This window comes from Geomicrobium sediminis (assembly GCF_016908595.1).
GTDB lineage: Bacteria > Bacillota > Bacilli > Bacillales > Marinococcaceae > Geomicrobium_A > Geomicrobium_A sediminis.
The window spans coordinates 112,740-139,737 of the sequence record NZ_JAFBEC010000002.1; the positions used below are offsets into that span (position 1 = coordinate 112,740).

General features: G+C 41.5%; 25 protein-coding genes. 2 read left to right on the forward strand and 23 right to left on the reverse strand.

Going from position 1 to position 26,998, the window contains the following annotated elements:
• Nucleotides 1-13: 13 nt before the first annotated feature.
• From JOD17_RS03465 to JOD17_RS03475, 3 genes are all read right to left on the reverse strand, one after another.
• Nucleotides 14-937, reverse strand: coding sequence for a transporter substrate-binding domain-containing protein (locus tag JOD17_RS03465; protein WP_239575193.1), 924 nt, complete (start codon nucleotides 935-937; stop codon nucleotides 14-16).
• 328 nt (nucleotides 938-1,265) lie between these two features.
• A complete protein-coding gene (locus JOD17_RS03470) occupies nucleotides 1,266-2,546 on the reverse strand; it encodes an aspartate aminotransferase type Ic (RefSeq protein ID WP_239575195.1) in 1,281 nt (426 codons plus the stop codon).
• Nucleotides 2,547-2,629: 83 nt separating this feature from the next.
• Nucleotides 2,630-3,271, reverse strand: coding sequence for an HD domain-containing protein (locus tag JOD17_RS03475; protein WP_204695730.1), 642 nt, complete (start codon nucleotides 3,269-3,271; stop codon nucleotides 2,630-2,632).
• 70 nt (nucleotides 3,272-3,341) lie between these two features.
• Between JOD17_RS03475 and JOD17_RS03480 the strand changes: the two genes are divergently transcribed.
• Nucleotides 3,342-4,775, forward strand: coding sequence for a cryptochrome/photolyase family protein (locus tag JOD17_RS03480; protein WP_204695731.1), 1,434 nt, complete (start codon nucleotides 3,342-3,344; stop codon nucleotides 4,773-4,775).
• 51 nt (nucleotides 4,776-4,826) lie between these two features.
• On the opposite strand, the gene JOD17_RS03485 is transcribed toward JOD17_RS03480, so the two are convergent.
• From JOD17_RS03485 to JOD17_RS03550, 14 genes are all read right to left on the reverse strand, one after another.
• Nucleotides 4,827-5,546, reverse strand: coding sequence for a cytochrome c biogenesis CcdA family protein (locus tag JOD17_RS03485; protein ID WP_042419444.1), 720 nt, complete (start codon nucleotides 5,544-5,546; stop codon nucleotides 4,827-4,829).
• 169 nt (nucleotides 5,547-5,715) lie between these two features.
• Nucleotides 5,716-5,877, reverse strand: coding sequence for a hypothetical protein (locus JOD17_RS03490; protein ID WP_169961770.1), 162 nt, complete (start codon nucleotides 5,875-5,877; stop codon nucleotides 5,716-5,718).
• Nucleotides 5,878-5,910: 33 nt separating this feature from the next.
• Nucleotides 5,911-7,566: a gamma-glutamyltransferase family protein gene (locus JOD17_RS03495; RefSeq protein ID WP_204695732.1), complete on the reverse strand. Its 1,656-nt coding sequence runs from the start codon at nucleotides 7,564-7,566 to the stop codon at nucleotides 5,911-5,913.
• Nucleotides 7,567-7,617: 51 nt separating this feature from the next.
• Nucleotides 7,618-8,763, reverse strand: a complete 1,146-nt coding sequence (locus tag JOD17_RS03500; RefSeq protein ID WP_204695733.1) for a CapA family protein — start codon at nucleotides 8,761-8,763, stop codon at nucleotides 7,618-7,620.
• 47 nt (nucleotides 8,764-8,810) lie between these two features.
• Entirely contained in the window at nucleotides 8,811-9,260 is a 450-nt protein-coding gene (gene pgsC / locus JOD17_RS03505) for a poly-gamma-glutamate biosynthesis protein PgsC (RefSeq protein WP_204695734.1), read from the reverse strand.
• A 19-nt stretch (nucleotides 9,261-9,279) separates the two neighbouring features.
• Nucleotides 9,280-10,551 carry a poly-gamma-glutamate synthase PgsB gene (pgsB, locus tag JOD17_RS03510; protein WP_239575197.1) on the reverse strand — a complete coding sequence of 424 codons (1,272 nt, stop codon included), beginning with the start codon at nucleotides 10,549-10,551 and terminating at the stop codon, nucleotides 9,280-9,282.
• Nucleotides 10,552-10,685: 134 nt separating this feature from the next.
• Nucleotides 10,686-11,189, reverse strand: a complete 504-nt coding sequence (locus tag JOD17_RS03515; protein ID WP_204695735.1) for a PepSY domain-containing protein — start codon at nucleotides 11,187-11,189, stop codon at nucleotides 10,686-10,688.
• A complete protein-coding gene (locus JOD17_RS03520) occupies nucleotides 11,182-12,558 on the reverse strand; it encodes an ATP-binding protein (protein ID WP_204695736.1) in 1,377 nt (458 codons plus the stop codon). The genes JOD17_RS03515 and JOD17_RS03520 overlap by 8 nt, the downstream gene beginning before the upstream one ends.
• Nucleotides 12,555-13,247: a response regulator transcription factor gene (locus JOD17_RS03525; RefSeq protein ID WP_204695737.1), complete on the reverse strand. Its 693-nt coding sequence runs from the start codon at nucleotides 13,245-13,247 to the stop codon at nucleotides 12,555-12,557. Before JOD17_RS03525 ends, JOD17_RS03520 begins: the two co-directional genes overlap by 4 nt.
• Nucleotides 13,222-13,884, reverse strand: coding sequence for a phosphatase PAP2 family protein (locus JOD17_RS03530; protein ID WP_204695738.1), 663 nt, complete (start codon nucleotides 13,882-13,884; stop codon nucleotides 13,222-13,224). Before JOD17_RS03530 ends, JOD17_RS03525 begins: the two co-directional genes overlap by 26 nt.
• 23 nt (nucleotides 13,885-13,907) lie before the next feature.
• Nucleotides 13,908-15,140, reverse strand: a complete 1,233-nt coding sequence (locus JOD17_RS03535) for a M20/M25/M40 family metallo-hydrolase (protein ID WP_239575199.1) — start codon at nucleotides 15,138-15,140, stop codon at nucleotides 13,908-13,910.
• A gap of 80 nt (nucleotides 15,141-15,220) precedes the next feature.
• Nucleotides 15,221-15,757: an HD domain-containing protein gene (locus tag JOD17_RS03540; RefSeq protein ID WP_204695740.1), complete on the reverse strand. Its 537-nt coding sequence runs from the start codon at nucleotides 15,755-15,757 to the stop codon at nucleotides 15,221-15,223.
• Nucleotides 15,758-15,843: 86 nt separating this feature from the next.
• Nucleotides 15,844-16,281: a peptidylprolyl isomerase gene (locus JOD17_RS03545; RefSeq protein WP_042359569.1), complete on the reverse strand. Its 438-nt coding sequence runs from the start codon at nucleotides 16,279-16,281 to the stop codon at nucleotides 15,844-15,846.
• Nucleotides 16,282-16,299: 18 nt separating this feature from the next.
• On the reverse strand, nucleotides 16,300-18,177 hold the full coding sequence (locus JOD17_RS03550) for an ABC-F family ATP-binding cassette domain-containing protein (RefSeq protein ID WP_204695741.1): 1,878 nt from the start codon (nucleotides 18,175-18,177) through the stop codon (nucleotides 16,300-16,302).
• Nucleotides 18,178-18,274: 97 nt separating this feature from the next.
• On the opposite strand from JOD17_RS03550, the gene JOD17_RS03555 reads away from it, so the two are divergent.
• Nucleotides 18,275-19,138: an SDR family oxidoreductase gene (locus JOD17_RS03555; RefSeq protein WP_239575201.1), complete on the forward strand. Its 864-nt coding sequence runs from the start codon at nucleotides 18,275-18,277 to the stop codon at nucleotides 19,136-19,138.
• 32 nt (nucleotides 19,139-19,170) lie between these two features.
• Here the strand turns inward: JOD17_RS03555 and JOD17_RS03560 are convergent, their stop codons facing one another.
• The 6 genes from JOD17_RS03560 to JOD17_RS03585 form a co-directional block, all read right to left on the reverse strand.
• The gene (locus JOD17_RS03560; RefSeq protein WP_042419417.1) at nucleotides 19,171-20,196 is read right to left on the reverse strand and encodes a siderophore ABC transporter substrate-binding protein; all 1,026 of its coding nucleotides are present in this window, start codon (nucleotides 20,194-20,196) and stop codon (nucleotides 19,171-19,173) included.
• 117 nt (nucleotides 20,197-20,313) lie between these two features.
• Entirely contained in the window at nucleotides 20,314-21,126 is an 813-nt protein-coding gene (locus JOD17_RS03565; protein WP_239575204.1) for an iron ABC transporter ATP-binding protein, read from the reverse strand.
• Nucleotides 21,126-22,082: an iron chelate uptake ABC transporter family permease subunit gene (locus JOD17_RS03570; RefSeq protein WP_204695743.1), complete on the reverse strand. Its 957-nt coding sequence runs from the start codon at nucleotides 22,080-22,082 to the stop codon at nucleotides 21,126-21,128. Before JOD17_RS03570 ends, JOD17_RS03565 begins: the two co-directional genes overlap by 1 nt.
• A complete protein-coding gene (locus JOD17_RS03575) occupies nucleotides 22,072-23,025 on the reverse strand; it encodes an ABC transporter permease (RefSeq protein ID WP_204695744.1) in 954 nt (317 codons plus the stop codon). The genes JOD17_RS03570 and JOD17_RS03575 overlap by 11 nt, the downstream gene beginning before the upstream one ends.
• 374 nt (nucleotides 23,026-23,399) lie before the next feature.
• The gene (locus JOD17_RS03580) at nucleotides 23,400-26,558 is read right to left on the reverse strand and encodes an SNF2 helicase associated domain-containing protein (RefSeq protein WP_204695745.1); all 3,159 of its coding nucleotides are present in this window, start codon (nucleotides 26,556-26,558) and stop codon (nucleotides 23,400-23,402) included.
• A gap of 77 nt (nucleotides 26,559-26,635) precedes the next feature.
• Nucleotides 26,636-26,998, reverse strand: coding sequence for a hypothetical protein (locus JOD17_RS03585; RefSeq protein ID WP_042419410.1), 363 nt, complete (start codon nucleotides 26,996-26,998; stop codon nucleotides 26,636-26,638).

Sequence of the window (26,998 nt, forward strand, 5' to 3'; positions counted from 1 at the left end):
AACTTTTTAGTTATTATGTTCCAAAAGGACGCTCGCCGAAGTACTCTTCGTATAAATCATCATACGTGCCATTCTCTTGTAGAACTTCTAGTGCATGGTTCAATGGCTCGAGTAAATCGTGACCTTGTGGTAGTCCAATGCCATAGTCATCAGCTAGAAGTGTATCTCCAATCATAACGAGTTGGTCTTGAGCTTGCTCAATCGTGTAAGCCACGTTTGGCTCGTCATAAAGTACAGCATCGTTATGACCTTGAATTACGTTCATATACGCATCAGCAATCTCTGGGTACGTTTGAACCGTTGCGTTTTCAAGATTCTCATCTAAAAATTCATGAGAAGTAGTTCCTTGAACTGTTGAAATGGTTACCCCTTCAACATCTAAGTCTTCAAATGAGCTCCACTCATCTGTATTAGACTCATGGACCGCGAAAATAATCCCTGCATCTAAGTAGTATGGGTCTGAGAAGTCGATTGTTTCTTTGCGTTCCTCTGTAATGGACATCGCATTGATCGCTGCGTCATATGAACCTGACTGAATACCTGCAAGTGCTCCAGAGAATTCCATCGCTTGGAAATTAGGCGTAAATCCAATTTCCTCAGCGAGTGCCGTCATAAGTTCAATGTCAAAGCCACTCATTTCATCTGACTCTAAATCCATGAAAGCAAATGGAACGAATGCGTTATCAGTAGCAATGGTATACGTTTCTCCAGCTACATCTGCATAAACATCGTCCCCGTCTCCAGCTGCAGCTTCTGCATCGTCATCATCTGCATCTGTGTCATCAGCCTCAGCGTCAACTTCATCATCTTCGTCTTCTACATCTGCCGCTGGCTCTTCTGCAGGCTCTTCATCTGTACCTGCTTCGTCATCTCCACATGCTGCGAGTGCTAGCATTGAAGCTCCTAGCACACCTGTTAACAATAGATTCTTCTTCATCTTTTCTCCCCCTTAACAGAATATACCGAATATAGTAATACTAAAATCCACTTTAGTGTACCATAAAGTGAGAAAAAATAAAGAAATCTTTACTTGATTCTGAATTTTAGCGGAATACTTGTTAGATCTTTTAACATTCAATTTTGCAATTGCTGATCGTAAAAACCTTATTCTCTCAGGCTTTATATGAATTTACTTTTTCTTTTTATTACATATTATGAAAATCTCGTTTTAAAAATGTTATATTCCAACCGACTAACCGAGACGATTTTCGTCTGCAACGACAAAAAAGATCGCCTAGGGGACTTACCCCTAAAGCGATCCACAATTATGATAGTAATTTCTCTACACTCTTTAATTCGATACACGTACAAAGAACATCAAGCGCCTTCTCTAGTTCTTTGAGCGTCGGGAACGTCGGAGCAATGCGAATGTTCTTATCTTCAGGGTCTTTTCCATAAGGGAATGTTGCACCAGCACCTGTTAACGTTACACCTGCTTCTTTTGCCATCTGAACGATGTCTGTCGCAGTTCCTGCTGGCGTATCAAGACTAATAAAGTAACCGCCTTTAGGTTCCGACCAAGAAGCAATGCCTTTGTTTCCTAGTTGTTCACGGAACGTGTTGTACACAAGGTCAAACTTTGGCTTAATAATCGCTGCATGCTTTTCCATATGCGCTTCTAAAGAAATAACATCTGTAAAGAAACGTACGTGTCTAAGTTGATTGATCTTATCATAACCAATCGTTTGTACGCTCATATGCTTTTTGGCATCTGCAATGTTCTCTTCACTAGCCGCAAATGCTGCAACGCCAGATCCTGGGAACGTGACTTTAGATGTTGAAGCAAAGACGTAAGGACGATCGCTGTTTCCGAATGCTTTAGCCGTTTCTAATACGTTCTTTACTTCGATCTTTTCATCACTTAAATGATGCACCGTATACGCATCATCCCAAAAAATACGGAAATCGTCTGCCTTCGTCTCCATGTTCGTTAAACGCTCGACAACTTCATCAGAATAAATCGCACCGCTTGGATTGCTATACTTAGGCACACACCAAATACCTTTAATTAATTCGTCCTCACGTACGAGTGCTTCCACTTCATCCATGTTCGGTCCGTCTTCTTGCATCTCGACGACAATCAGTTCAATGCCAAAGTGTTCACAAATGGCAAAGTGACGATCATACCCAGGGCTAGGTGCGAGGAATTTAATCTTCGCTTCGTCTTTCCAAGGACGAGCACCGCCAGCAACGCCATGGAACATCGCACGAGAAATCGTATCATGCATTAACGTTAAGCTAGAATTTCCACCAATAATGACTTCCTTTGTATCAACGGCTAACATTTGCGCAAAAAACTGTTTTGCTTCTGGAATTCCGTCCAATCCACCGTAATTGCGAAGATCGATTCCATTTTCTGCATGTAAAGTAGAATGTTGATCAAATAAATCAAGCATTTCCATTGATAGATCCAATTGCTCTGGAGCTGGCTTACCCCTTGACATATTTAAGTTTAAATTCTCGCCCTGATAATCTTCATATTGTTTCGTCAGCTCTTCAAGACGTGACTGTAACTCTTCTTTGGACAAAGCTTGTAACTGTGTCAAAAGTATTATCTCCTTTGTATATAAGTATAGTTCTATTGTAAAACAATCCCACAATAAAGTCAGGTCAATCGTTGATTTTCCTACTAAAATTTCACATCCCATTCTTGAAAGAACGTTTTTAAAAATTGTTCAAGCTGTTCGTGACGTTCATCTGCTAATTGTTTACCCGTTTTTGTGTTCATTAGTCCTCGAAGTTTTAAAAGTTTCTCATAAAAATGATGAATCGCTGATGACTTTCCGTGACGGTACTCTTCTTTTGTCATCTTATCTCGCACATCAATGGTTGGGTCATACATCGGATCTCCTTTTGCGCCAGCATACACAAATGTTCTAGCAATACCGATGGCACCCAGGGCATCGAGACGATCAGCGTCTTGGACGACTTTTGCTTCTAATGACTCAACAGGTAATCCATTTCCGCCTTTAAACGATATTGTTGTAATAATCGAAAGGATCTTTTGTTGATCTTCAAATGGAATCTCTTGTGATTTGAGCCAATCCTCCACTTGCTTTAATCCTGATTCTTCATCAGACGCGACTTTATCATCAGCCAAATCATGAAGAAGTGCTGCCATCTTAACGATAAACAAATTCGCCCCTTCACGTTCAGCAATATAGTGAGCAAGTTTCGTTACTCGTTCTATGTGATACCAGTCATGACCAGTACGTTCATTTAATAATAGCGACCGAACGTACTGGTTTGTTACTTCTATTTGCTCTTTCATATACGCCTACTTTCTACGATTGTTCGTGATCGAATTCGGGTAAATAATCCATATGAAAGGATGGTTGTTATTGGGCACTCAAATCGTTTGGTTTCGTAGAGACTTAAGAATACATGATAACAAAGCGTTATATTCTGCTTTAGAACACCTCAAAGAAGATGACAAGCTCCTTTTACTTTACCATATTCACCCAGATCTTACTGATGCGTTTACGAAGAGACATGACTACTATTATGAAGCTTTATATGATCACGTTCAGAAGATTGAGCAACAAGGTGGATCTCTTCATTTTATAACAGGTTCAGTCGAAGAAGCTTTTCAATCTTTATTTTCCATCGTTGATGATTGTACAGCCATTCATGTAAACGTTGATGATACTCCTTTTGCTAGAGAAAGGGATCAGTTCGTTCAACAACTCGCTGAAAAGCAGAACATTCGCTACTACAATTATACAGATGCCCATCTGCATGGCGCCCAAGAAATTGTAAAAAAAGATCACAGTCATTACCAAGTGTTTACGCCTTATTATAAACAGTGGATCAACCGTACAAAAGAACGGCCGTGTCACATTGATCTAAGTCAACTACGCGATGTCATTCAAAAACGAACCGATGACTTTACCGAAGGTCAAAAGCAGTTCGGAACGTTAATGCAAAGGAAAACGGGCATCTGGAAGAAAATGGCTGGTAGCGATCGAGCATTCGAGCAACTTCAAGCTTTCATCACGAAAGGTCTAATAACGAATTATAACAGTGATCGAGACCGACCAGACTTTGATGGAACTAGCCGGCTTTCGGCGTATTTACGTACAGGAGCAATTTCTCCTCGGACCGTTTATGCAGCTGTACAAAAATACATTGATGAATCTAGCAACGATGAAGGTGCGAATACATTCATTCAAGAGCTCGCTTGGCGAGATTTTTACAATATGATTTATTACCGTTATCCAACGAGCAAAGACGAAGAAATTATTTCAAAGTATCAACAACTACAATGGTCATACGATGAGGAACGCTATCATCATTGGCAGAATGGTACAACTGGATTTCCAATCGTCGATGCTGCAATGCGACAACTCAATGAAATAGGCTGGATGCACAATCGACTTCGTATGATTGTCGCTTCATTTCTGGCGAAAGACCTCCAACTGGATTGGCGGCTCGGTGAGCGTTATTTTCAAGATCATTTAATTGACTATGATCCTGCCTCAAACATTGGCGGATGGCAATGGGCAGCTTCTACAGGCACTGACGCTGTACCATACTTTCGGATCTTCAATCCGACAAGACAATCAGAAAGGTACGACCCAGACGGTACGTTTATTACTTCGTATTTACCTGAATTAAAAGAAGTTCCTCTAGCATTTATTCACGAACCTAGTAAAATGTCTGAATCTGAACAAGAAGACGCACATTGTATAATCGGAAGTGATTATCCAAAACCAATCGTCTCTCACCAAGAAATGCGCCAAAAAACACTCGAACGTTTTAAAGAAATACAATAAAAAAATCCGCAAGAAGAAAGTTTAAACTCTCTTCTTGCGGATTAGTTTTCGTTATAGCCAGCTTGGTACAAAGTTCCCGAAGTATGCCGAAATAGTTGAGAATAATCCAGTAAACAATGCAATACCGAGAAGAATCATAATGACGCCACTCGTTTTTTGAATGAGCGGTAAGTAACGGTTAATAACACTTAATTTATTCAACGACTGAGAGAATAGCAGTGCAACGAGTAGAAACGGAATTCCTAGTCCAATAGAATAGATTAACAAAAGACCAACGCCACTGAACATCGTTTCTTCACGACTCGCCATATAAAGAATTGAACCGAGAATTAATCCAATACAAGGCGTCCAACCTGCAGCAAATACAAGACCGTAACCGACAGAACCAGAGAAACTTGATACTTTCTTCGGCTTACGCTTAATCACTTTTCTCTCTGTAAGTAAAGATCGTAACGAAATAAGACCTGACATTTGTAATCCAAAAAGAATGATAACAATACCACCTATGCGTTCAATCAACGTTCCATACATCGCAAACCAGGTTCCAATCGCAGTAGCTGAAACTCCAAGTAAAACGAAAATAATCGTAAAACCTGAAATGAACCCTAGACTACGCGATAGAATGATGCCTCTGTTCGCATTGATCGCACCACCTTGTACATTACTACCTGTCAATTGAGCAAGGTATGCTGGTACAAGTGGGAAGACACATGGAGAGAAAAAAGTTACCATCCCGGCTAAAAAGGCTGCGCCGAGCGATACTTCATCCATCCTTTTTCCCCCTTTTTCAAATAGCTTTCTTCTATTATTGTATATCAGAACATGCTTTTTTACGCATGTCTTTTTAGATTGTAACAAATTTTTCAAGAAACGACGTATGACTTCATGTATCAAAAACGAAAAAACTGCCCAATCATTTCGATGTTGGGCAGTTTTACCATTAATGATGAGAATCGACAAGTGGTTCCATTTCGTCGTTCGTGTGGTACTCAATTGCTTCTTTTTCTTTTCCTGATAACGTGTCTTCATACTGAAGTTCATACAAACTGAACACAATGACTGCAACAATTCCTACAGGCAGTATTGCTTTAAATACTTTCATCGTTTGATTCGTTCCTCTCTCCATTGCAATTCACTATCGTCTTGGATCTTGTATTCGGCTTACGTTCCCATTGTCATAATCGGCAATTAGAACTTGAAGACCACCAAAGAAAACAGACGTGTAATATCGATCAACATCATGGCCTCTTTCTAATAGAGCTTCTTCACTCTCTTCTGGCCAAGCTGGTTCAATGATCATTTGTTGCTCATTTGTTTCTGGGTGCGTTCCGTGCGTCACCCTCGGTGCTTGCATGGCATCTTCGAAGTTCCCCAACTGCGAACCATACACGAGCACTTGACTCATAATTTGTGGAATACGATTTCCACCTGGGCTACCAACACCAATCACTTCTTGGTTCTCTTCATTAACGAGTAGTGTTGGAGCAATAAAACTACGTGAACGTTTGTGACCTTGATAAAGGTTCGGTGACGTTTCACTTTGTGCAAAGTTGTTCATATGGTTGTTAAGAAAATACCCTTGATTCACCATGACGCCTTCTCCAAAGAAATTGCTGAGCGTATTCGTTGCAGATACGACCATGCCATCTGCATCTGCAATTGAAAATGCAGTTGTATTGCCTTGGTCGTCTGTACTCGCTACTGCCCCTTCATGAATCGACGTGTTCGCAAGGGAATCTACATTCGAAAGAAGTTCTTGGCTATAGTCAATACTCGTTAGTTGTTCCGCGTCTACTGGAGTAAACGTAGGATCACCGATATTTCGTGAACGATCGCGATAAGCTTCCTTCGTAATCTCAACAAACGTATGCGCAAACTCTGCAGAACCAGGTTCTGCCTCAGTAAGTCCAGCGAGTTCTGCCATTTGTAACTGCTGGATCATTGTGATCCCAGACATCGGAGCAGGTGTTGAGTAGACCGTGTAGTCCGTAAATTGACCAGATACTGCTTCAGTCTCAAGCACCTCGTAAGCTTGTAAGTCAGCAAGCGTTATACTGTTACGATCTCCAGCAAGTTCATTAGCCAATTCCCCAGTATAAAAGTCTTCAAACCCATTTTCTAAAAGACGTCGCATCGTGTCAGCGAGCCTCGGTTGTACGAGTTCCATTCCGGCCTTAATGCGCACACCACTCGGATAGAACTCTTGTGCTGCACTCTCATCGATTCGAACGTTCGCACGGTATAATCGATCTTCTAACATCTCGTCAACGGTAAATCCGTTCTCCGCTAGTTCAATAGCAGGTGTAACGAGATCTTCAATTGGCAACGTTCCGTGTGCCTCATGAACGTGTTGCATTCCTTTAACGAATCCAGGTACACCCGCATTGTTCTCATTTCCCTCAGCAGGTGACATCTCACGGTAATCGTATACAGAAGGTGCAGAAGCTAAGTCTTCTAGCACGAGCATTGCTCCACCTCCACCAATGCCAGAACCGTAAGGTTCTACTACACCGAGTGTAAATGAAATGGCAATGGCTGCATCAACCGCATTACCGCCTTGAGAGAGAATTTGCTCTCCTACCTCTTCTGCGATTGGGTGTGAAGCTGTAACCCCGTAGTCGCCAAGTTCAGTTTGCTCTCCTGTAGGGGCAGATGATGATCCGTTGCCTTCCCCTTCTGTTACAGGCCCTTCTTCATGTTGTGCTTCTTCAGTGACGTTACTGAATACGACTGCAATCGCAAGCAACAAGACGGCTGCAATCGACATGATTATCGTCATTTTTTTGGACATTTAATTTCCTCCCACACTGCGAACGACGAAACACCTCGTATTTCGCTCGTGTTAGTTTACCACATGACGATGATCTACTTCGAATATTAGCCTTCCATCTCGAATCTCGTATGCTTGATCATCTGTCGTATCCTTTGTTAATTGTTGGAAGATCCGTTGCTTGAAGTACTCTTCTCTTGGACCTGTAATTGCTCGAGGTTGTGCTTCATGAACGCGAAACGGAACTAATTCTATTTCTGCTCGTCCATCCTCATACAAATGGTATTGAGCAAGAGCAGTGTCTCGTGTACGAGTCCACCCTTGATCAAATATAAAGTTCCCTAATGAGTAGAAAATAATGCCGTCGTTATATGTCTCAACGGATTGCAACACGTGAGGATGGTGCCCAATTACAATATCTGCACCAGCATCAACATAGGCTTTCATTAACTGCTCTTGCCTCTCAGTTGGGGTACTCGTATATTCCACACCTGCATGAACGTGAGCGATAACAAGGTCCGCTGCATCTTCACCACTTTTGGCTGCTTTAATGTATTCTAGTGATTCTGAAGGTGTAGCAGACAGCACTCCTTCTTGACCGCCACCGTAATACACATCGTTGAAACCAATGGTTGCTACCGTAATCCCGTTGATTTGCTGGTAATCAATCGCAGGATTTTGGACTTGTCCAACTGCATTTACAGATGATCGGTCTAACACATCTAACGTATCGTATAGTCCTTGTTGACCATAATCAAGAATATGGTTGTTCGCGATGTTCACCGTTGAGAAACCAGCGTTTTCTAAGATCTGTACCGTTTCTGCAGGTGCCTCAAGGTGTATTTCCTTGTCCGCAGGCACGTAGTCATGACCGTCAATTAATAACGGATTCTCAAGGTTCCCAGTCACATAATCTGCTTCATCAAAATACGGCTGTGCATAATGCAACAAAAAGTCTCCTCCACGATGATCAATGACGTTCGACACGTATCTTCCTAACATCATGTCTCCCACCATCGAAGCTGTGAAAATTGATTCCTCTTCTTGACTTCCAGTCTCTGCTAATGATTCTCGTTCTGGTAAAGGCCACCAATTAGCTGCTAGTAATATAGCGAGCGTGACAACAACACCGATAATGCTATGAGGCAATGCTCTTTTTTTGTGCTTTTTCGTAAATGCGAGCATCTTCTCTTTAAATGTAAATTTCTCGTTTTCCATCGAGTAATCCCTCGTCTCATTTAAATCCCATTTCTTAAGCCCTTAATTTATAAGAAATAAAGTAAGGACACGATTAGAAACGTTATACCGCTAAGAACGAGTGTACTTAACGTTGTCGGTAATACCCCTTGACGTTGAAATGCGTTTGCAATCAGTCCTGGGACAATAACGCCGAGCCCTCTAAATTCTACGGTCTCAAATGGGAAGACGGGATAGAAATAGTCAAAGATCATCTTAACGAGGATCCCAACTGTCATCATCGCTGCAAATTTACGTCGACCGTAGAGAATCGTAACTCGACCGACGACTTGAGTTACGATTAAGTACGTAATAAAGCTTAAAAAGAAAATCATTACTAAAAATATCACTTGATCAAAGACGAGTGCTAAATAACCCGGAACAATTAAACCCGCTGGCATAATCCCCGTTCGTTCTGTATAAATCAAACTGAGCACTACGCCGATCACGAGTGCGATATATAACTCTGTACCAAACAACTGACAGCAACTCCTTACGTCATGCTTCCTTTTTTATCGTTTCTAATCGTTCAATTAGTGGCACTGCACCATGATAATTTCCAATGCCATAGACAACTTGTCCGTCAACGACTTGCTCTAAGTAATCAAACACATCGTTCGCATCGTATCCTTCGAAATTCACAAGTTCATTTACTCGTAGACGGCCGTCATCATAAGCACTTTGAATCGGTCCAATGCCTTCCCCAATAACGATCAATTTATCCATCTCAATCTCTGGTAATAAATCTTTTGCGAACTGTTCGGTTCGTTCAGGTCGATCTGAACGACAATTCATAACGATAATTGGCTGTTCAGAAGGGTACCCAAGTTCTACGACATTTTCCCAAATCTTTAAAGTTGAGGCCGGTTCGTTTGCAGAGAAACCATTAACAAAGAATGAAGCTTTCCCTTTCGTCTTTGTATCAAATGGAAATACTCTCGTCACCCCAGGAGCTGCCTTTGCTTTAAGCATTCCTCGTCCTGCTGTGTTCTCATCAATGTCTAACGCTTTTGCTACCGCGAGAGCAAGAGCGACGTTTTCAGGAAAAATCATGTACTCAAATTTCGTTAAGTATGATTTAGGAACCGCATCAGTATCGGCAACAAATACTTCGGTATTTCGCTTACGTGCCTCAATCTTGAAATACTCCACATACGGAGATGGGGAAATAATTAGCTTCCCGTTGTAAGGAATCGTCTCTTTGTATGCATCGACCATATGATCAAGAGTCGGACCCATTACTTCCATATGATCTTCTACAACGTTAACGATCACTGTAATGTTTGCTTGCATCCAATTCTCTTGTAGAACGCGCTGATAATCTGGTGCAACGGCCATACATTCGCTGACAAATGCTTCCGCCCCACGATCAGCCGCTTCTTTCATTGCGCCTTTTTGTTCACGAATGTTGGCGCCTTCCGGCCGCCGTTTGATCGGTCGTTCTTCGTCGGTATCCCAATAAAACATCCGGGCTGCCGTCCCTGTCATCTTACCGACCGTTTTAATACCATCCTCCATTAAAACCCCAGCAATTAACCTCGTTACCGTAGACTTCCCCCGGCTGCCGTTCACGTTAATGCGTAGAGGAACTTTGTTCACTTCTACTTGATGTTTTCGTTTCTCATAAATACCTAAACCTAATAGCCCTACTAATATTATGGTTGCAAAAAGGGTAATCACAGCCTGCCCAACTTTCTTACGACAAGTACTCGTTTCAATACACGTACTGCCCATGAGTATACGTTTATTATACTGAAATATTTCTAGCATACGGTTTCAATGCTGTTACAATTTCGTTGATTATTACTAAAATAAAACCATTTAATTAAAAATCCTGTAAAAAATGTCAGCGGTTGAACGTAGTTTTTACTTTTTTCGTAAAGTTATTCACTACTCTTTCAACTTTAATCTTCGTAAGCGATAATCAAAACTTCTCCCGTAAACGCGTCAATTTCAATCTCAGCTTCCAAGTCATTTCGTTCAAGTTCAACGACCCAGATGATCCGACCGTCTTCTTCATCTAACTCAATGCTATCAAGCTCTCCATCAAAGTGACCTTTTGCAATCGTTAATGCGTCTTCACTCGTAATGATGACATCTTGTGAACGTTTTTCTTCATCGTTGTCACGATCTGCGTCTCCAACTTTAGAGAGCCCGTGAATCGTTCCAACATGTTCATCGACAAATAATTGATACTCCGTTCCTTGGAACCTCACAGAAAACTCATGCATTGACGATGAACTATCCAACTGCGATTGTCCTTCATAAACAACTTCTCCTGGATACTCATCAATCACTTTAGATGTCATCTCATCAATCGATAATACTTCTGAGTCATTCGGAAATAACGCAATCACGATCATCACGATGAGTAAAACTACAATAAGGGCAATCATTTTCTTACTCATCGCTTTCACAATCCTCTCCAGCTTGTAAGCCAATTGTGAACGTCGTAGAGGTTCCTTGTTTACTTTCGACAAAAATGGTCGCTTGTTGTGCTTCTATCAACTTCTTCGCAATAGACAACCCGAGCCCAACACCAGTAGCTTGACGATTTCGACCTGCATCGATCTGGTAAAAGCGATCAAATATGTAGGCGACCTCTTGCTCATCAATTCCAACACCATAATCACGAACCCGAACGTATACCGTGTCTTTTTTGCGATCTACAACAAACTCAACTTCTCCTTCACTATACTTTAAAGCATTATCCACTAAGATATACAAAACTTGCTTTACTTTCTCACGATCTGCATACACCGTTTGAGACGACCGCTGACTAATCTGTTTAATCGAACGGTTTGTTGCGACTTGAAAACGATCAGTAACTTCTTCTAGAAGTTGCTCAACGAAAAACGTCGTCTTCTCAACGTGCAATTGCTCATCATCTTTAGCAAGGATCAATAACTGCTCTGTTAAGTGTTGCATCTGTTTTGTCTCATCAGAAATTGCAAGTAATGACTCTTTAAATAGTGGAGAACTACGATCAATGTCTCTTCTAAGCAGTAATTTGGCGTAGCCATCAATGACTGTTAACGGCGTTCGCAACTCATGGGAAGCATCTGATACAAACTGCTCTTGTTGCTTAAATTGCCGATGCAATCGCTCCATCATTTTATTAAAGGCCACCGTCAATTGTCCAAGTTCATCTTTCGTTACGTTTTGTTCGTTTAACTTCTGAAAGTTCCCTTCTGCTTCAACGTGCACCATCGTTTCACTTAACCGTTGTACAGGTTTGACGATCACTGCTGCAAGCAAAAATCCTCCAACAACGGCAGGCAAGATGGCAATGATGGATGCTACGATTAAAATGTATCGCAACAACGCCATATTTTCTTCTAATCCATACAATCGTTCAACGACTTGAAGCGTAACAATTTCACCGTCTTCCCAAATTAATGGCTTTGAGGCAATGACATATCGCTCTTGATCATCTGTTGTCAATGTTTGGGCTGTTTGAGAATTTGTAAACGAAGTAGAAATAGAAGAAAATGACTCGTCCGTCGTAAAGGTGTGAAAACTTTCTTCGTCCTGATTAATGAGTCGAATCATTCCTTCTGACGGAATGTATGACTGAATAACGTTTACGAGGATAAGTTCATCGTATGGAACGGTACTCACCGCTTGACTCATTGCATCTGTCTGATTGAGTACCCGTTCTGCCTCACTTTGAAAGCTTTGATTTTCGTAAAACAAATAGACGGACACATTCGTTAAGCTTACAAACACAACGACAACGACGGAAGCAAGAAGTTGGATTTTCGTTCGTAACTTCACGGTTTAACGACTTTCATCACATAACCGACGCCACGAACCGTATGAATTAACGATGCGCTTGCGTTGTGATCAATTTTTTTTCGAAGATAACGAATGTACACATCTGTTACATTCGTATCTCCAATATAGTCATAGCCCCAAACGTGTTGCAACAACTGATCCCTCGTAAGTACATGACCTTGGTTTTCCAGTAAATAGACGAGTAAACGAAATTCCTTCGCTGTTAACTCAATCAGCTGATCGTTACGATATACCTCATGTCGTTCTGGATAGACGACAACATCGGCTAACGTAAGCATGCTTTCACTTTCAGTGTCTTCTTGTTTTGACTTTCGAAGTTGTACTCGAATCCGTGCAAGCAATTCCTCATTTTCAAATGGCTTTGTTATATAATCATTGGCACCAGAATCTAACCCACTTACTTTATCTGTTACATCAGCTTTTGCGGTTAGCATAATGACTGGAGTCGTACGGTCGTTTTTTCTAAAACGTCGTAAAATCTCTAAACCGCTTAATTTTGGTAACATCACATCAAGTAAAAGCAAGTCAAAGCGATTCTGTTCAACCGCTTGAACTGCCTCCACTCCGTCATGACAAACAGTCGTTTTATAGCCTTCATATTCAAGCTCAAGAACGAGCAATCGACTGATCTTCAAATCGTCTTCAGCGATTAAGATTTTCACTTTCATCCTCCTTAACACCGGGGTTTAGCCACATTTTCAAAATGACAAACCATACCGACGCATACAGAACAGCCGCAATAATATCGCTTGGGAAATGGACAGCAAGTACGACACGGCTTAATGCAATTACGATCGCTAAAATCATTAACCCTACACTGATGATACGTTTGAAACGAATCAATTTGTGACTTTGATAAACGAGAAAGGAAAGAAATAGTGCAAGCATCATTGCCCGAAACGAGTGTCCGCTCGGAAAGCTGTACGATAAGAGGTTAAACGCCTCACCGATGTAGTCAATGCTCTTTTCAATTCCATAAGGTCGGTCTCGTGCAATAATTTGTTTAAGCACGGTATTAATGAGTACACCACCGACAAAAAAGACAACCATAAATATAAACCATTGCCACTGTTTTCTCCAATAAAACGCAACAGAGAATGTTGCAATGATGAGCATAAAAGCCGTCGAGCCACCAAGAACCGTAATCAATTCCGCAAATGTATACAATGCACCCTCTTCTGAACGATGCACTGGTTGGAGCGCCTCATAAATGAGCTCGTCTACACGTAAAGCGAGTGGCCGAAACAAAAATGAGATGATGACGGTTAAGGTAATATAAAGCAATGTTTTTGTGAGTCGGTTCATTTTCAAAACGTTATTCCTACTTTCTACTTTGCCAATCTACGAGGTAACAATGATTCTGTTTCATGTGTCCCGACTAATCCTAAAATCGTATAGAGCACGCGCTGTGGTCCCAAATAACTATTCGTCGGTCGGTACCATTCATTTAAGGTGTGCGCTGCCCCTGCTTCACCACCTGCTCCAAGCGTTAGGGCAGGAATTCCTAAATGAATCGGGTGATTTGCATCTGTACTAGCAGGCCCTGCAAGTTTTGGCGTTAAATCAAGAGATTTTGTTGCCATTTCAGCCACGCGAACGATTGGAGCATCCGTCGACTGCGTTCCCACAGGTCGATCTCCAATCTTCGTTACGGTATATGTAAGCTTTCCTAGTGGTGCACGCGTTGATTCTTCATTGATTGCAGTTGCTAATGCTTGATGCAAATAATCGTCAATGGCTTGCAATTGAAGGTTGCCATTCGACCGTAAATCAATTGTCATTCTCGCGAATTCTGCAATGGCAGTTGGAGATGTACCTCCTTGGATACTCCCAATATTAAACGTCGTTTTAGGTACGTCGGTTACATCATATTCGGTTAATTTTGCTGCCGCTTTTGCAGCCACATGTAAAGCGCTCGGCGTCCCAAATGCCCCAAAGCTATGCCCACCAGGACCTGAAATGGTTACTTCATAACGATAACTTCCCGTACCAAGGTAAATTATCTCTGTTGGAGACACGGCATCAATTGAAATAAAGCCATCAACATCAGTATGATGTTCAAAAAATGCTTTCACGCCTCGTAAATCACCAACACCTTCTTCGCCAACAGTCGCACCAAAGATAATCTTCCCTTTTATTGAAAGCTTGTTCGTTGTGAATGCCCGGACAATCGATAACATTGCCGCTAATCCTCTAGCGTCATCTGTAATACCCGCTCCATAGTATGTACCTTCTTTATGCGTTACTGTTGTATCAACATCTTCTGCAAAAACACTGTCTGCATGCGCGCTTACGAACAATGTTGGTCCGTCTTCAGTACCCTCATACGCTCCAAACACGTTGCCTTCCTCATCCTTTTGAACATCTACTAAACCGAGGTGTTCGAGTTGTTCATAAATATAGTCAGTTCGCTTTTCTTCTTTGAAAGGAGGTGCTGGAATTTCTGCAAGTACAATTTGCTCCTCTAGCGTTCTTGTATCATCATTTGCCAAAAAAGTGATTGCTTCTTCTACCGCTTTCATTTGTTTTAGCTGTTCATAAACTTGTTTGTACGTATCCATCGTAACCCTCCTCATAGTCTCTCAACAATTATACGTTAATACGAAAAAACCTGAAAGGAACATCCCTAGTCCTTTCAGGTTTAACTCGTCTTTTTCTGCCCGACAGCTTCATATTCTTCTACTTTTTGATCAAGTTGCGTGAGCAAATCGTTTGCTTCGTTTTCATTAATCGTTAAATAATGATGATTTCCATTCGGTTGTTCATTTAATTCATCCGCTTTAGCGACAATTTGTTGTAACTGGTTTAGTGCAAGTGTGCCTTCTGGTAAATACGAATCTGTATGAAGTAAAATCGCAAGGGCAATTTCTTTCGCTTTCGAGCGATCCTCTCCGAGACGAATGAGTAACTTATGCGCTCGCTCAGCGCCCTTTATCGCATGAATATCATTTTCTTTATAACGATCAAAGTCCCACTTTCCATCCTCGCGATACCACGTATAATGACCAATGTCGTGCATGAACGCAGCCTTTGTTGCCAAATCAGGATCTACGTCCATTTCAACAGCGAGATTATAAGCCGTATTCGCTGTGTCAATTGCGTGTCTTAATCCTGAACGTGTTACAAATTTCCTTGCAACTGGGTGAGTATAAATATCCAATAACGTTACGTTACGCATGGAATCTCCTCCTAGTTTTTTTCATTCAAACATAACACGTTGCACGTATTAATTTCAAGTAAAAAAAGCCCCGAAGGGCTTTTGAATTAGTCGTTAAAAACTTTTACTTCTTTCATCTTGTCTCCTGGCTTAATTGCTAACACTTCGTCCATTCCGCTCGTCACTTGTCCGAAGACCGTGTGAACACCGTCAAGGTGTGGTTGCGCTTCATGTACGAGGAAAAATTGTGATGAACCAGTGTCTTTTCCAGCGTGTGCCATTGAGAGGGCACCTGCAACATGCTTATGTGGGTTACCTTCTGTTTCACACTTAATGTTCTTGCCACTACCACCAGCGCCTGTTCCTGTAGGATCTCCGCCTTGTGCGACAAATCCAGGAATAACACGGTGGAACGTCACGCCATTGTAAAACTCAGTGTTCGCTAAGTTTTCAAAGTTAGCAACCGTGTTTGGTGCTGCGTCTGGGTAAAACTCCATTTCAATTTTGTTGCCATTCTCCATTTCAATGTATCCTTTTTTCGCCATTGTTTGTGCCTCCATTAATTATGATTCTTCCATGAGCTCTGCTAGGTACGACCAACGTTCCATGAGTTGGTCAACTTCGTCTTCAATTGCTCTCACTTCTTGCATCAAATCTTGCAACTGACCGGAGTCGCTACCTGCATGTGCCATGGTCTCTTCTAATTCTGCCTTTTTTTGCTCTAGAATGTCAATGCGCTCTTCAATTGTGTTCCAATCTTGTTGATCTTTGTATGACAGCTTCTTACGTGATTTTGCCTGCTTTGGTTGAGGCTCATTCTTCACTTTTACTTTCGCAGGCTTTTCCTCTTTCGTTTGCCAATAGGTTTCAAAGTAACCGACAAAACGTAGAATCGGCTCCCCTTGTTGGAAAATCAACAAACGATCCGCAATACGGTCAAGGAAGTAACGATCATGGGAAACCGTAACGACCGAGCCAGGGAAATCAACGAGATATTCTTCTAACAATCGAAGGGTTGGGATATCCAAGTTGTTCGTTGGCTCATCCAAAAACAGCACGTTCGGCTCTTCCATTAAGATTCTAAGCAAGTAGAGTCGACGACGTTCCCCGCCAGAAAGGCGCTGAACGTATGACCACTGTACACTTCTAGGAAATAGAAAACGCTCAAGCATTTGTTCAGCAGTAATCGTTGTGCCATCTTTCGTTTTGATGACCGATGCCCCTTCGCGGATATACTCAAGCACACGTAAATCACCATCGATTTCCGTTTCACCTTGAGTAAAATAACCGATTCGTACCGTTTCTCCGTGCTCAACCGCGCCTTCATCCGGTTGAATGCGTTTAGCTAATAAATTTAGAAAGGTTGTCTTGCCAGTACCGTTCTCACCAGTAATCCCAATCCTTTCTCCACGATCGACACGTTCGTCAACGTGTTGAAATAACCACTCTTCATTTGCGAAACGCTTTGACACAGAAAAGGCTTCAATTACTTTCTTTCCTAGTCTTGCTTGATCTGAAACAAATGATAACGTGTCCGATGATTGCTCTTGTTTTTGTTCTTTCAAGTCGTGAACGCGATCGATTCGTGCTTTCTGCTTCGTCGTTCTCGCTTTCGCACCACGATGTAACCATTCTAATTCTCGTCTTAAGATGTTTTGACGACGATCTTCGGCTTTAAGCGCTTCTTCTTCACGTCTCGCTTTTTCTGCTAAATACGTTTCATAGTTACCATCATATTGATAAAGGTTACCTCGATCTAACTCAAAAATCGTGTTCGTCACGCGATTTAAGAAATAGCGATCGTGCGTCACCATCATTAGTGCACCACTATATTGACTAATAAATGATTCCAACCACGCAATTGAAGTGGAGTCCAGATGGTTCGTTGGTTCATCAAGAATCAAGAGGTCGGCACGATCAATAAGCGCGCGCGCAAGCGCCACTCTTTTCTTTTGACCCCCGGATAGCTTACGAATTTCTTGGTTTGTCTCTTTGATCCCGAGCTTAGAAAGGATTGTTTTCGCTTTCGTATCTGCTTCCCATGCGTTCAATCGATCCATCTCTGCTTGCATTTGAAACAATCGATTTTCATTTGTTGATGAAGAAGGTTCGTTCTCAAATTGCTTTAACGCCCGGTCATAATCGTGCAATACGGTCATCACTTCAGAAGGTCCTTGAAAGACCGTTTCTAAAACCGTCAAATGTTCATCAAATTGCGGTTCTTGCTCTACGTATTGAATCCGAAAGTTTTTCGCATGCGTAAACGATCCATGCTCTAAATCTTCTTGTTTTGTAATCGTTTTTAATAATGTTGATTTACCTGTACCGTTGGCACCAATAATGCCAATTCTACTCGTTTTTTCTATCGTAAAAGAAACTTTGTTCAGTAAGCTTTTCTCACCAAACGTCTTCGTCAGTTCATCTGCTATTAATACGCTCATTTCCGACTCCCTTTCACTCTTCATTCTACCACAAAAATAGAATTTGATTGAATGGTGATACTACGTGAAGAAACTCGATTATGAGGAGGTTGAACATTTGAAAACTTACCCAACAGGTGGATTTAAACCACAAACCCAACCGAAACAACCCGGAATTGAAAGTGCGATGGACCCGCTGCCGTTCCACACACAACCGATCACACATAAAGAAGGGAGGCTACATGGAAAAGTTGCGCTCATAACTGGCGGGGATAGCGGCATTGGCCGGAGCGTTGCGATTGCGTTTGCGAATGAAGGTGCGGATGTTGCAATTATTTATTACGACGAACATGACGATGCAAAAGAAACACAATCGCTAATCGAAACAACAGGAAAACGCTGTTTTTTATATCACGGTGATTTGAAACAGTCAACAGAATGCAAAAAAGCTGTTCAAGTAACAATTGAAGCGTTAGGCAACATCAACATTCTCGTTAATAACTGCGCGGTACAATACCCGAAACAATCACTATTAGAAATTACCGATGAACAGCTTCAATTAACATTTGAAACCAATGTATTTTCTTATGTTTACATGACGAAAGCAGTATTGCCTCACCTAAACCAAGGAGATTCGATCATTTGTACGTCTTCAATCACAGGTCACGTTGGCAATGAAACGTTGATTGACTATTCGAGTACAAAAGGTGCAATCACTGCATTTGCGAGAAGTATGGCAAAGTCACTCGTTACAGACGGTATTCGTGTCAACACAGTTGCTCCTGGACCGATTTGGACGCCCCTCATTCCTTCTTCTTTTGACGCGCAAAAGGTTTCACAATTCGGCGCGAATACACCGATGAAGCGAGCAGGACAACCTGAAGAACTGGCAGGAGCATACGTGTACTTGGCATCAGATGACGCTTCTTACGTGACTGGTCAAACGATTCACGTAAACGGCGGTGACTTTATGTCCTCTTAAAAAAAAACGACCGGAGATCCGGTCGTTTTTCATTATTCTGCTTCGTATCCTGCTTCGATGTTCTCGATCATGCCTCTAACAGACTCGAGTCCACCACCGCTTAGGTACCAGAAGTCACCGTCAAGTTCAACAATGTTATCGTTTTGGTGAGCTGGTGTACGTTCAACAAGCTCATTGTTAATCACTTCTGTCGCACTTGCTTCAGCGTCACTTCCAACCGTTGCACCACGGTCTAAAATAAAAATGTAGTCCGGTTCAACATCAGCAATGTACTCAAATGATACGTTCTCACCGTGGCTTTCAGCGCTAATTTCAGTGTCAGCAGCTGGAATTCCTAATACATCATGAATGAAACCAAAGCGTGAACCAATACCGTATGCACTAGCCGCACCTTCATCTGCTGAAAGGATGAGCGCATTTTGTTCACTTTCTTCAGCACGCTCGTTAATGCCTGCAATCATGTCGTTGATTTCAGAGAGTTGCGTGTCAACTTCATCTTGTGCATCAAAGATTTCTCCAAGGACGTTCATGTTTGATTCAAATGACTCCATGTAGTTTTCGTTGTCTACAGCAAGGAAAACTGTTGGAGCAATTTCACTTAGTTCATCGTAGTTATCTGAAGCACGACCAGAGATGAAAATAACATCTGGTTGCATTTCATTGATTAATTCAAAGTTCGGTTCAAAAAGACTTCCCACGTCTTCAGCTGTACCTTCTAAATCTGATAAGTAACCTGGAACGTTGTTTGCTTGTGGAATCCCTGATACATTTCCGTCAATCGCACGGATTGAATCTGTAATACCATTATCAAACGATACGACAACTTCAGGATTTACCGGTACTGTCGTTTCACCAAGATCGTGCTCAATTGTTACTTCTCCGCCTGCAGCAGCGTCATCGCCTTCAGCGTCTTCTTCAGCATCAGCTTCATCTTCTACTGTCTCTTCCGTGTCTTCCGCGCCTGTGTCTGCGCCTTCATTTTGTTCTTCGTCAGCTCCACAAGCAGCTAGTGCTGTTAGCATTGCAACCGATACTACAGATACATAAAACTTTTTCATCGTTAATTATCTCCCTTTTTCTACGTACGATATTTCCCCATTTATCGTAAGACCTATTGTGGCATTGTGTTTCTAAGAGCGCCCCAGGCCCCACCCCCTACAAGTTGGTCACTTCATTTACGTAAAGTACACACAAATCTTGTTGCAATTTACTTCTTCGATCCCAATGTCCATGTCGTAAATCTTCTTTAATGTTGTTGGATTAATAATTTCATGGCAGTGCCCTTGTGCCGCTAACTCGCCATCTTTCATCGCAATAATGTCATCAGAATAGCAAGACGCAAAGTTAATGTCGTGCACAACGATTAGAATCGTTTTCCCTAAATCATCACAAAGCTTACGTAACGTCTTCATAATTGAGACAGAATGTTTCATATCAAGGTTATTCAATGGCTCATCTAAAATGATATAGTCCGTGTCTTGAGCTAAAACCATGGCTATAAACGCTCGCTGCTTTTGACCACCACTTAGTTGGTCTAAGTATTTGTCTTGCATATCGCGAAGCTCCATATAGTCAATGGCGTTATCAACGTATCCCCAATCGGCTTTCGACAAGCGATTGCGAGAGTGTGGAAAGCGCCCAAAACTTACGAGCTCACGTACTGTCAGACGGATATTAATGTTATTTGCTTGCTTTAAGATTGATACCTTTTTGGCAAGCTCATCGCTTTTATAACTTTTAATTGGCTTTCCCTCGACGAGAACTTCGCCCGAATCATGACTCATTAAGCGACTCATCATTGAAATAAGCGTACTTTTCCCGGCACCGTTTGGTCCGATAAAAGACGTAATTGAACCTTTTCTAACGCCAATGGATACATCTTTTACTACTTTCTTTCCATCAAATGACTTTGAGACGTTTTTCACTTCAAGGGCAATGTCGCCCGTTTCGAATTGTGACTTTTGACGTTCTAGCATGTTAAGAGCCATTAGTTTTTCGTCCCCCTTAGAAGTAAGTAAATAAAGTATGCGCCGCCGATGAAGTTAATGAACACACTTAACGGAGCGGAAAAAGCAAAGACACGCTCTACGAGTAACGTTCCACCTACAAGTGCAACAACACTTACGAGAATTGATCCGATTGCAAGTGTTGAGTGCCTAAACGTTGGCAGCATCTCTCTTGCCACGTTTACGACGAGTAGACCTAAGAACATAATCGGTCCAACTAGCGCTGTTGAGACAGAAACCATGATCGCAATGACGATAAGAAAACGTCGAATGACTTTGTCATATGGAATCCCTAAGTTCACAGCGTGATCTCGACCGAGTGCGAGTGTATCTAAATATTTCAAGTAAGGAAATACGTATAGTAATGTTAGCAACAATATGATGATTGATAACCATAACAAATCAACGTTGATGTTACTAAAGCTTGCAAACATCCGGTTTTGAATCGATTGGAACTCATTTGGATCGATGAGCACTTGCATAAACGTTGAGAGACTTCCAAACAGTGTACCAAATACAATTCCTACGAGTAATAAGAAGTAGATGTTCTGTTGCTCTCCTCTAAAGAGCAACGCGTACAATAGTAATGCGAACAATACCATGAACACAATGGACATTAAGAAGTTCGCTTCTTGAGAGAAAAAGACAAGTCCAAGTGTACCAAAGAAAAACACAAGTGCTGTTTGTATCAACATATATAAAGAATCCAAACCGATGATGCTCGGTGTTAAGATTCGATTATTCGTGATCGTCTGGAAGATTAACGTTGAAAAGGCAATGGCTGAACCGACGATGATAATCGCCGCAACACTTCGACCACGTCTCGGTAACGCATAATCCCATCCAGCAGGTGTTAAACCGATAAATAGAAACGTCGCGATTAGGCTAATTGACAATACAATGAGTGTGATAAAAATCCATTTAGTCTTACGTTGCATACGACTTTCTCCTTAACAGCAAGTATAGGAAGAGTGCGCTTCCAATCACTCCGACCATCAAACCGATCGGAATCTCATAAGGATAGATGAGCACACGGCCAAGAATGTCGCATATAAGTAAGAAGATCGCCCCAAACAGTGCCGTATGTGGCAAACTGTTTCGTAGATTATCGCCTCTCATAATCGAAACGATGTTCGGAATAATAAGTCCAAGAAATGGTATTGAACCAATTGTAACGACAACGGCTGCTGTAATGACTGCAACAATAAGTAAGCCTATGTTCATAATCTGCTTATAATTTAATCCTAAGCTTTGTGAGAAATCCCTACCCATCCCTGCAACCGTAAACCGGTTCGCAAAGATAAATGCAATGATCACAAGTGGAATTCCAATATAAAGAATCTCAAAGTTCCCGCGTAGCACGAGTGAGAAACTTCCTTGCATCCAAGAATTTAAACTTTGAATAAGGTCATACTGGTAAGCGAAGAACGTCGTTACAGCATTTACGACACTTCCGAGCATTAACCCAACAAGTGGTACGAAAATGACGTTTTTATAACGAATCCGTTCAAGTATTCTCATGAACAAGAATGTACCGCCTAGTGCAAAGAGAAATGCAACGAATAATCTCTCCATCGTACTCGCACCAGCGAACGCAATAATGGCGACGAGGATTCCCAGTCTTGCCCAGTCAAGCGTTCCGGCAGTTGTTGGTGATACGAACTTATTCTGTGTTAGTTGTTGCATAATCAGTCCAGCAACACTTAAACTCACACCAACGATAATAATTGCTAGTAGCCTTGGTAATCGGCTGATTAATAGTGTTTCCCATTGCTCTTCGGTGAAATTGTGTATGTTCCAGATCGACAAATCTTGCACACCGACAAACAAGGAAATGATCGATAGTAAAATGAGTGCAGGTATTAAGTACTTAATCTTCATCAAGGTGTCTGATCAAAATGGCTACAGCACTTTAATCGCCCCTCCTCGCTCTTCACTAAGGTTGGGTGCTGATGCAAATGAGATTCATTATCAACAGTGCCACTTCTGATTATACTATGTTTTGAAATGAGGTCAATGAGTAATTGAGAAAAACTTTCAATTAACATTAAAAAAGAACGTGAGATGAATAACATCTCACGTTCTTTAGGCTCATTTAAAGGAACTCTCTCGATCTATTACGCGCTTAAGGTCATTCATTCTCACTACAACTGCTCACAAATGAGTAACTTCCTTACTTCCATCAGTCTAATGACCTGCGTCTGTCATGCATCACTTCAATGCACACAAATTCCGTTGTGCATTGAAGCCACCGTCTAGTTAAAAGAAATTAATTGGTGTAACTCCTCAGGATTCATCGATTGAATTAACGTTTCACCTGGTTGAATCAAATCATCAATCAATGATTTCTTATCTTGTTGAAGTGCCGCAATTTTCTCTTCAATGGTTCCGGTAGTGACAAGTCGAACGATATCCACTTGCTTTGTCTGACCAAAGCGATGAACACGGTCCGCAGCTTGTTCTTCAACAGCAGGATTCCACCACAGATCGTATAAAATTACTGTATCGCCACCAGTTAAGTTTAACCCCGTCCCACCGGCTTTTAATGAAATGAGAAACAGCGAGTGCTCTCCTTCATTAAATTGTTGTGTCAACGATAAACGGTCCGCAACAGGTGTACTGCCATCTAAATAATGATAACCAAACTTGCGTTCATCAAACTGCTTTCTAATGATTGCAAGCATTGACGTAAACTGCGAAAAGATGACCATACGTTTGCCTGAAGCGATCCCTTGTTCTACATAATCAAGTAAAAAGTCAAGCTTCCCTGATCTGCCACCTTCTTCTTGCATGACAAGTCCTGGGTGACAACAAATTTGCCGGAGCTTCGTTAACCCGGCAAGAATGTGAAAACGTTCCTCTTGGAAAGCATTTTCTTTCACTGCCCTCGATAAGTGTGACGAAATTTGCTCAACTTGAGTGACGTACAGTTGCTTTTGAAGCTCACTCAGTTCGGTGTATTGAATAATCTCTTGTTTTTCCGGTAGCTCTTTTAATACTTCTGTCTTTAATCTTCGTAATAAAAACGGCTTGATTCGTCGATGAACAGCACGGTTATCTAAATCTGAGAACTTCCGCTTCGAATCGAATAACTCTGGCATCACGATTGAGAAGATCGAATAGAGTTCTTCCTTTTTGTTCTCTACTGGCGTTCCACTTAACGCAAACGCTTGTCGTTTTCGCAACGAACGTACGACTTTCGTCGTTTTCGCTTGTTCATTTTTTAAGTGCTGTGCTTCATCAAGTACTAAATGATCAAAAACGACTGGAGCATACAATTCTTCATCACGTTGCATTAAAGGATACGATGTAATGAACAACTGCGCATCTTTTGTGAGTTTTTTCTTTCGCTCTTCTTTGTTTCCATCAATAATGACAACATCAAGTTGGGGAGCAAAACGCTCAATCTCCCTTTGCCAATTGTAAACGAGCGAAGCAGGAGAAATAATTAATGATTTCCCCTCTCGTCGTCCTTCATACTGCTTTGCCAAATAAGCGATTGTCTGGATCGTCTTCCCTAACCCCATATCATCTGCGAGTATGCCACCAAATCCATACTTTGATAAAGCCGTCATCCATTGAAAACCGGTTTTTTGGTAGTCACGCATAATCGTCTCTAAATTAGTAGGTACTGTCACGTTCAAATCTTTCGGTGATTCGATATCTTGAATGCAACGGCTCACTTTATCTGAGATCGTAACAGCTGCTTCTTCATTTAATTGAAATGCATGGTATAGTGGCGCCTGAACGGATGTCGACTCCACATGTTCGCGACCGAGTTGATTGAGAACATCACTCATGTTTTTCAATTCATCACGCGTTAAGTTGACGTATTGTCCGTTGTTCAGTTGTACAAAAGAGCGCTTTTCACGCATCGCTTTGAGGAGGCTGATGCTTTCCTCCTCATCTAAGCCAGAGAACTGGAAGTTAATATCTAACCAATCATGTTGTTGATTGTAATTCACTTCAACCGTCGGCATCTCAGCTGGCGTGTAAATACGCTCCTGCACATTTTCACTCACATTGATGTCCATCGATTTAGCAAGCTCATTTAAATCAAATAACAAAAAATGCGCCATTTCATCTTCTCCACGAATCGTTAATCCTCGCTCATTGTACGTGAAAGGAACTTGTTCGATTGCTGCCATCACTTGATTTTCTTGTTTTATATCGCGAATTTGATAATAATCATCGTTTGTGACTTGCTCTTCATGTGGATTAAAGGTGTGCTCTCCGTAGCTGAAATACAGCTTGGCATTCAGTTGCTCGTTCACTTCATCCACATACAATGTCGCTTTCAAGTCGTGTTGCTGAATTTTTTGTTCGACTTCAGGCTCAATAACAACCTTTGCAACTTTCTTTAGCTGTAACAACACGTACGAATAAAACTGCTCAAACAAACGGTGTGGAATGTGCAGTTTCCCTTCTTCTCTTTGCATCCGGTGAAAGAACTTCACAAAGACGAGGTTTTGTTCCTCAGACAAGATATACAACGTATCTTCTGTAAGAATGGCTCGATAATCGCTTCCGAAATAGTAACTCGTCTCCATATTTGTCCAATGAAGCAACATTCCCCCAGAGTCCGTCTTCATGACAGAAATTTGTAGAGGCGTATTCCGTTCGTCAGGGAAATGAATGTGTTTAATTGGCATCGTATTTTGGTGAATGACGAGTGAAAGTTGCGTTGTATTGATATTTGATAGTAACGAGGAAAAGGCGGGACCAGGAACGAACAAGCGTCTTTCTCCACGAAAGCTCACATCATCTTCTCTCATTCGGACAATCGTTAATAAAAGGTCCATTTTTTCTTGATCTTCGTCTGAGAGCTTATGTTCATCAGGATTATATGAAAAGTTTTTCGTAAAGAAATACGTTCGCTGTTCTTCGAGCACTTCTAACCATTTAAGCAAATCAAAAACGACGTACGTACGATCGATGCCGACCTTTAATTCAATTTCGACAAAACCAGATCCGACAAACATTTTTGCAGGATGCACGTGTACGACGTACTCGATCAACAACTCTTCCTTTTCAGTGGTTGCTTCTACTTCAAACAAATCAGCAAAAGAATCAATCAAACGATTAACGTCTCGTTCTCCTTTTTGTTCTTTTGGAAGTGCTTCTTTCGCTGGAGCTAGCCTGTTTTCATATTCATACAAACAAGCAATTAAATGTTTGCACAAGCCTGGATAAGCTTCATATGCAGGACATGTACATGAATATGTTTTTGGTAAGTCATTTTCAATCGTAAAATGAACATCATAAATCTCATGCCCGAGTACGACCGCTTTCCACTCGCCTTTTCGATCACTTAATAATTTGCGCACATTTCCTTGGCGATGATACGTTTTCGCACGTTGAATCGTCTCGGGCCTTGCAAATGTATGAACAAATTGTTCAATGCTCTGAATCATCGTGAACTTCCTTTCCAACAATAACGAACAAAAACACACGCTTATGACAACTTCATAAGCCTGTGCTCTTCAAACAGTTACTGAGATTTATATGTCTCTACGAGATCATGTAATACATGATCATCTTCTTTTTTTCTATCATCCTTAACAAGACTCGCAATGGAACGTTTCTGAATGATAAAGCGTAAATCCGCCATGAGTAAAACCGTATCAATTCCTGGATTCGCTGGGTCATTCTTTACTTTCATACGGTAGTTATCAAACTTCGTATGGTTGAGAAATTTCAACAAGCAGTAGTAACAGCCACGCCTCGTCCCTAGCTTCAAATAATGACGCTCAATTGGTTTGCCGCAGATGTTGCATTCTATATCAGGTTTACGTACGGTGTTTAACCTTAACGACTCTAACAACCAGACGGACTCTTTTGCAATCGTACTCAT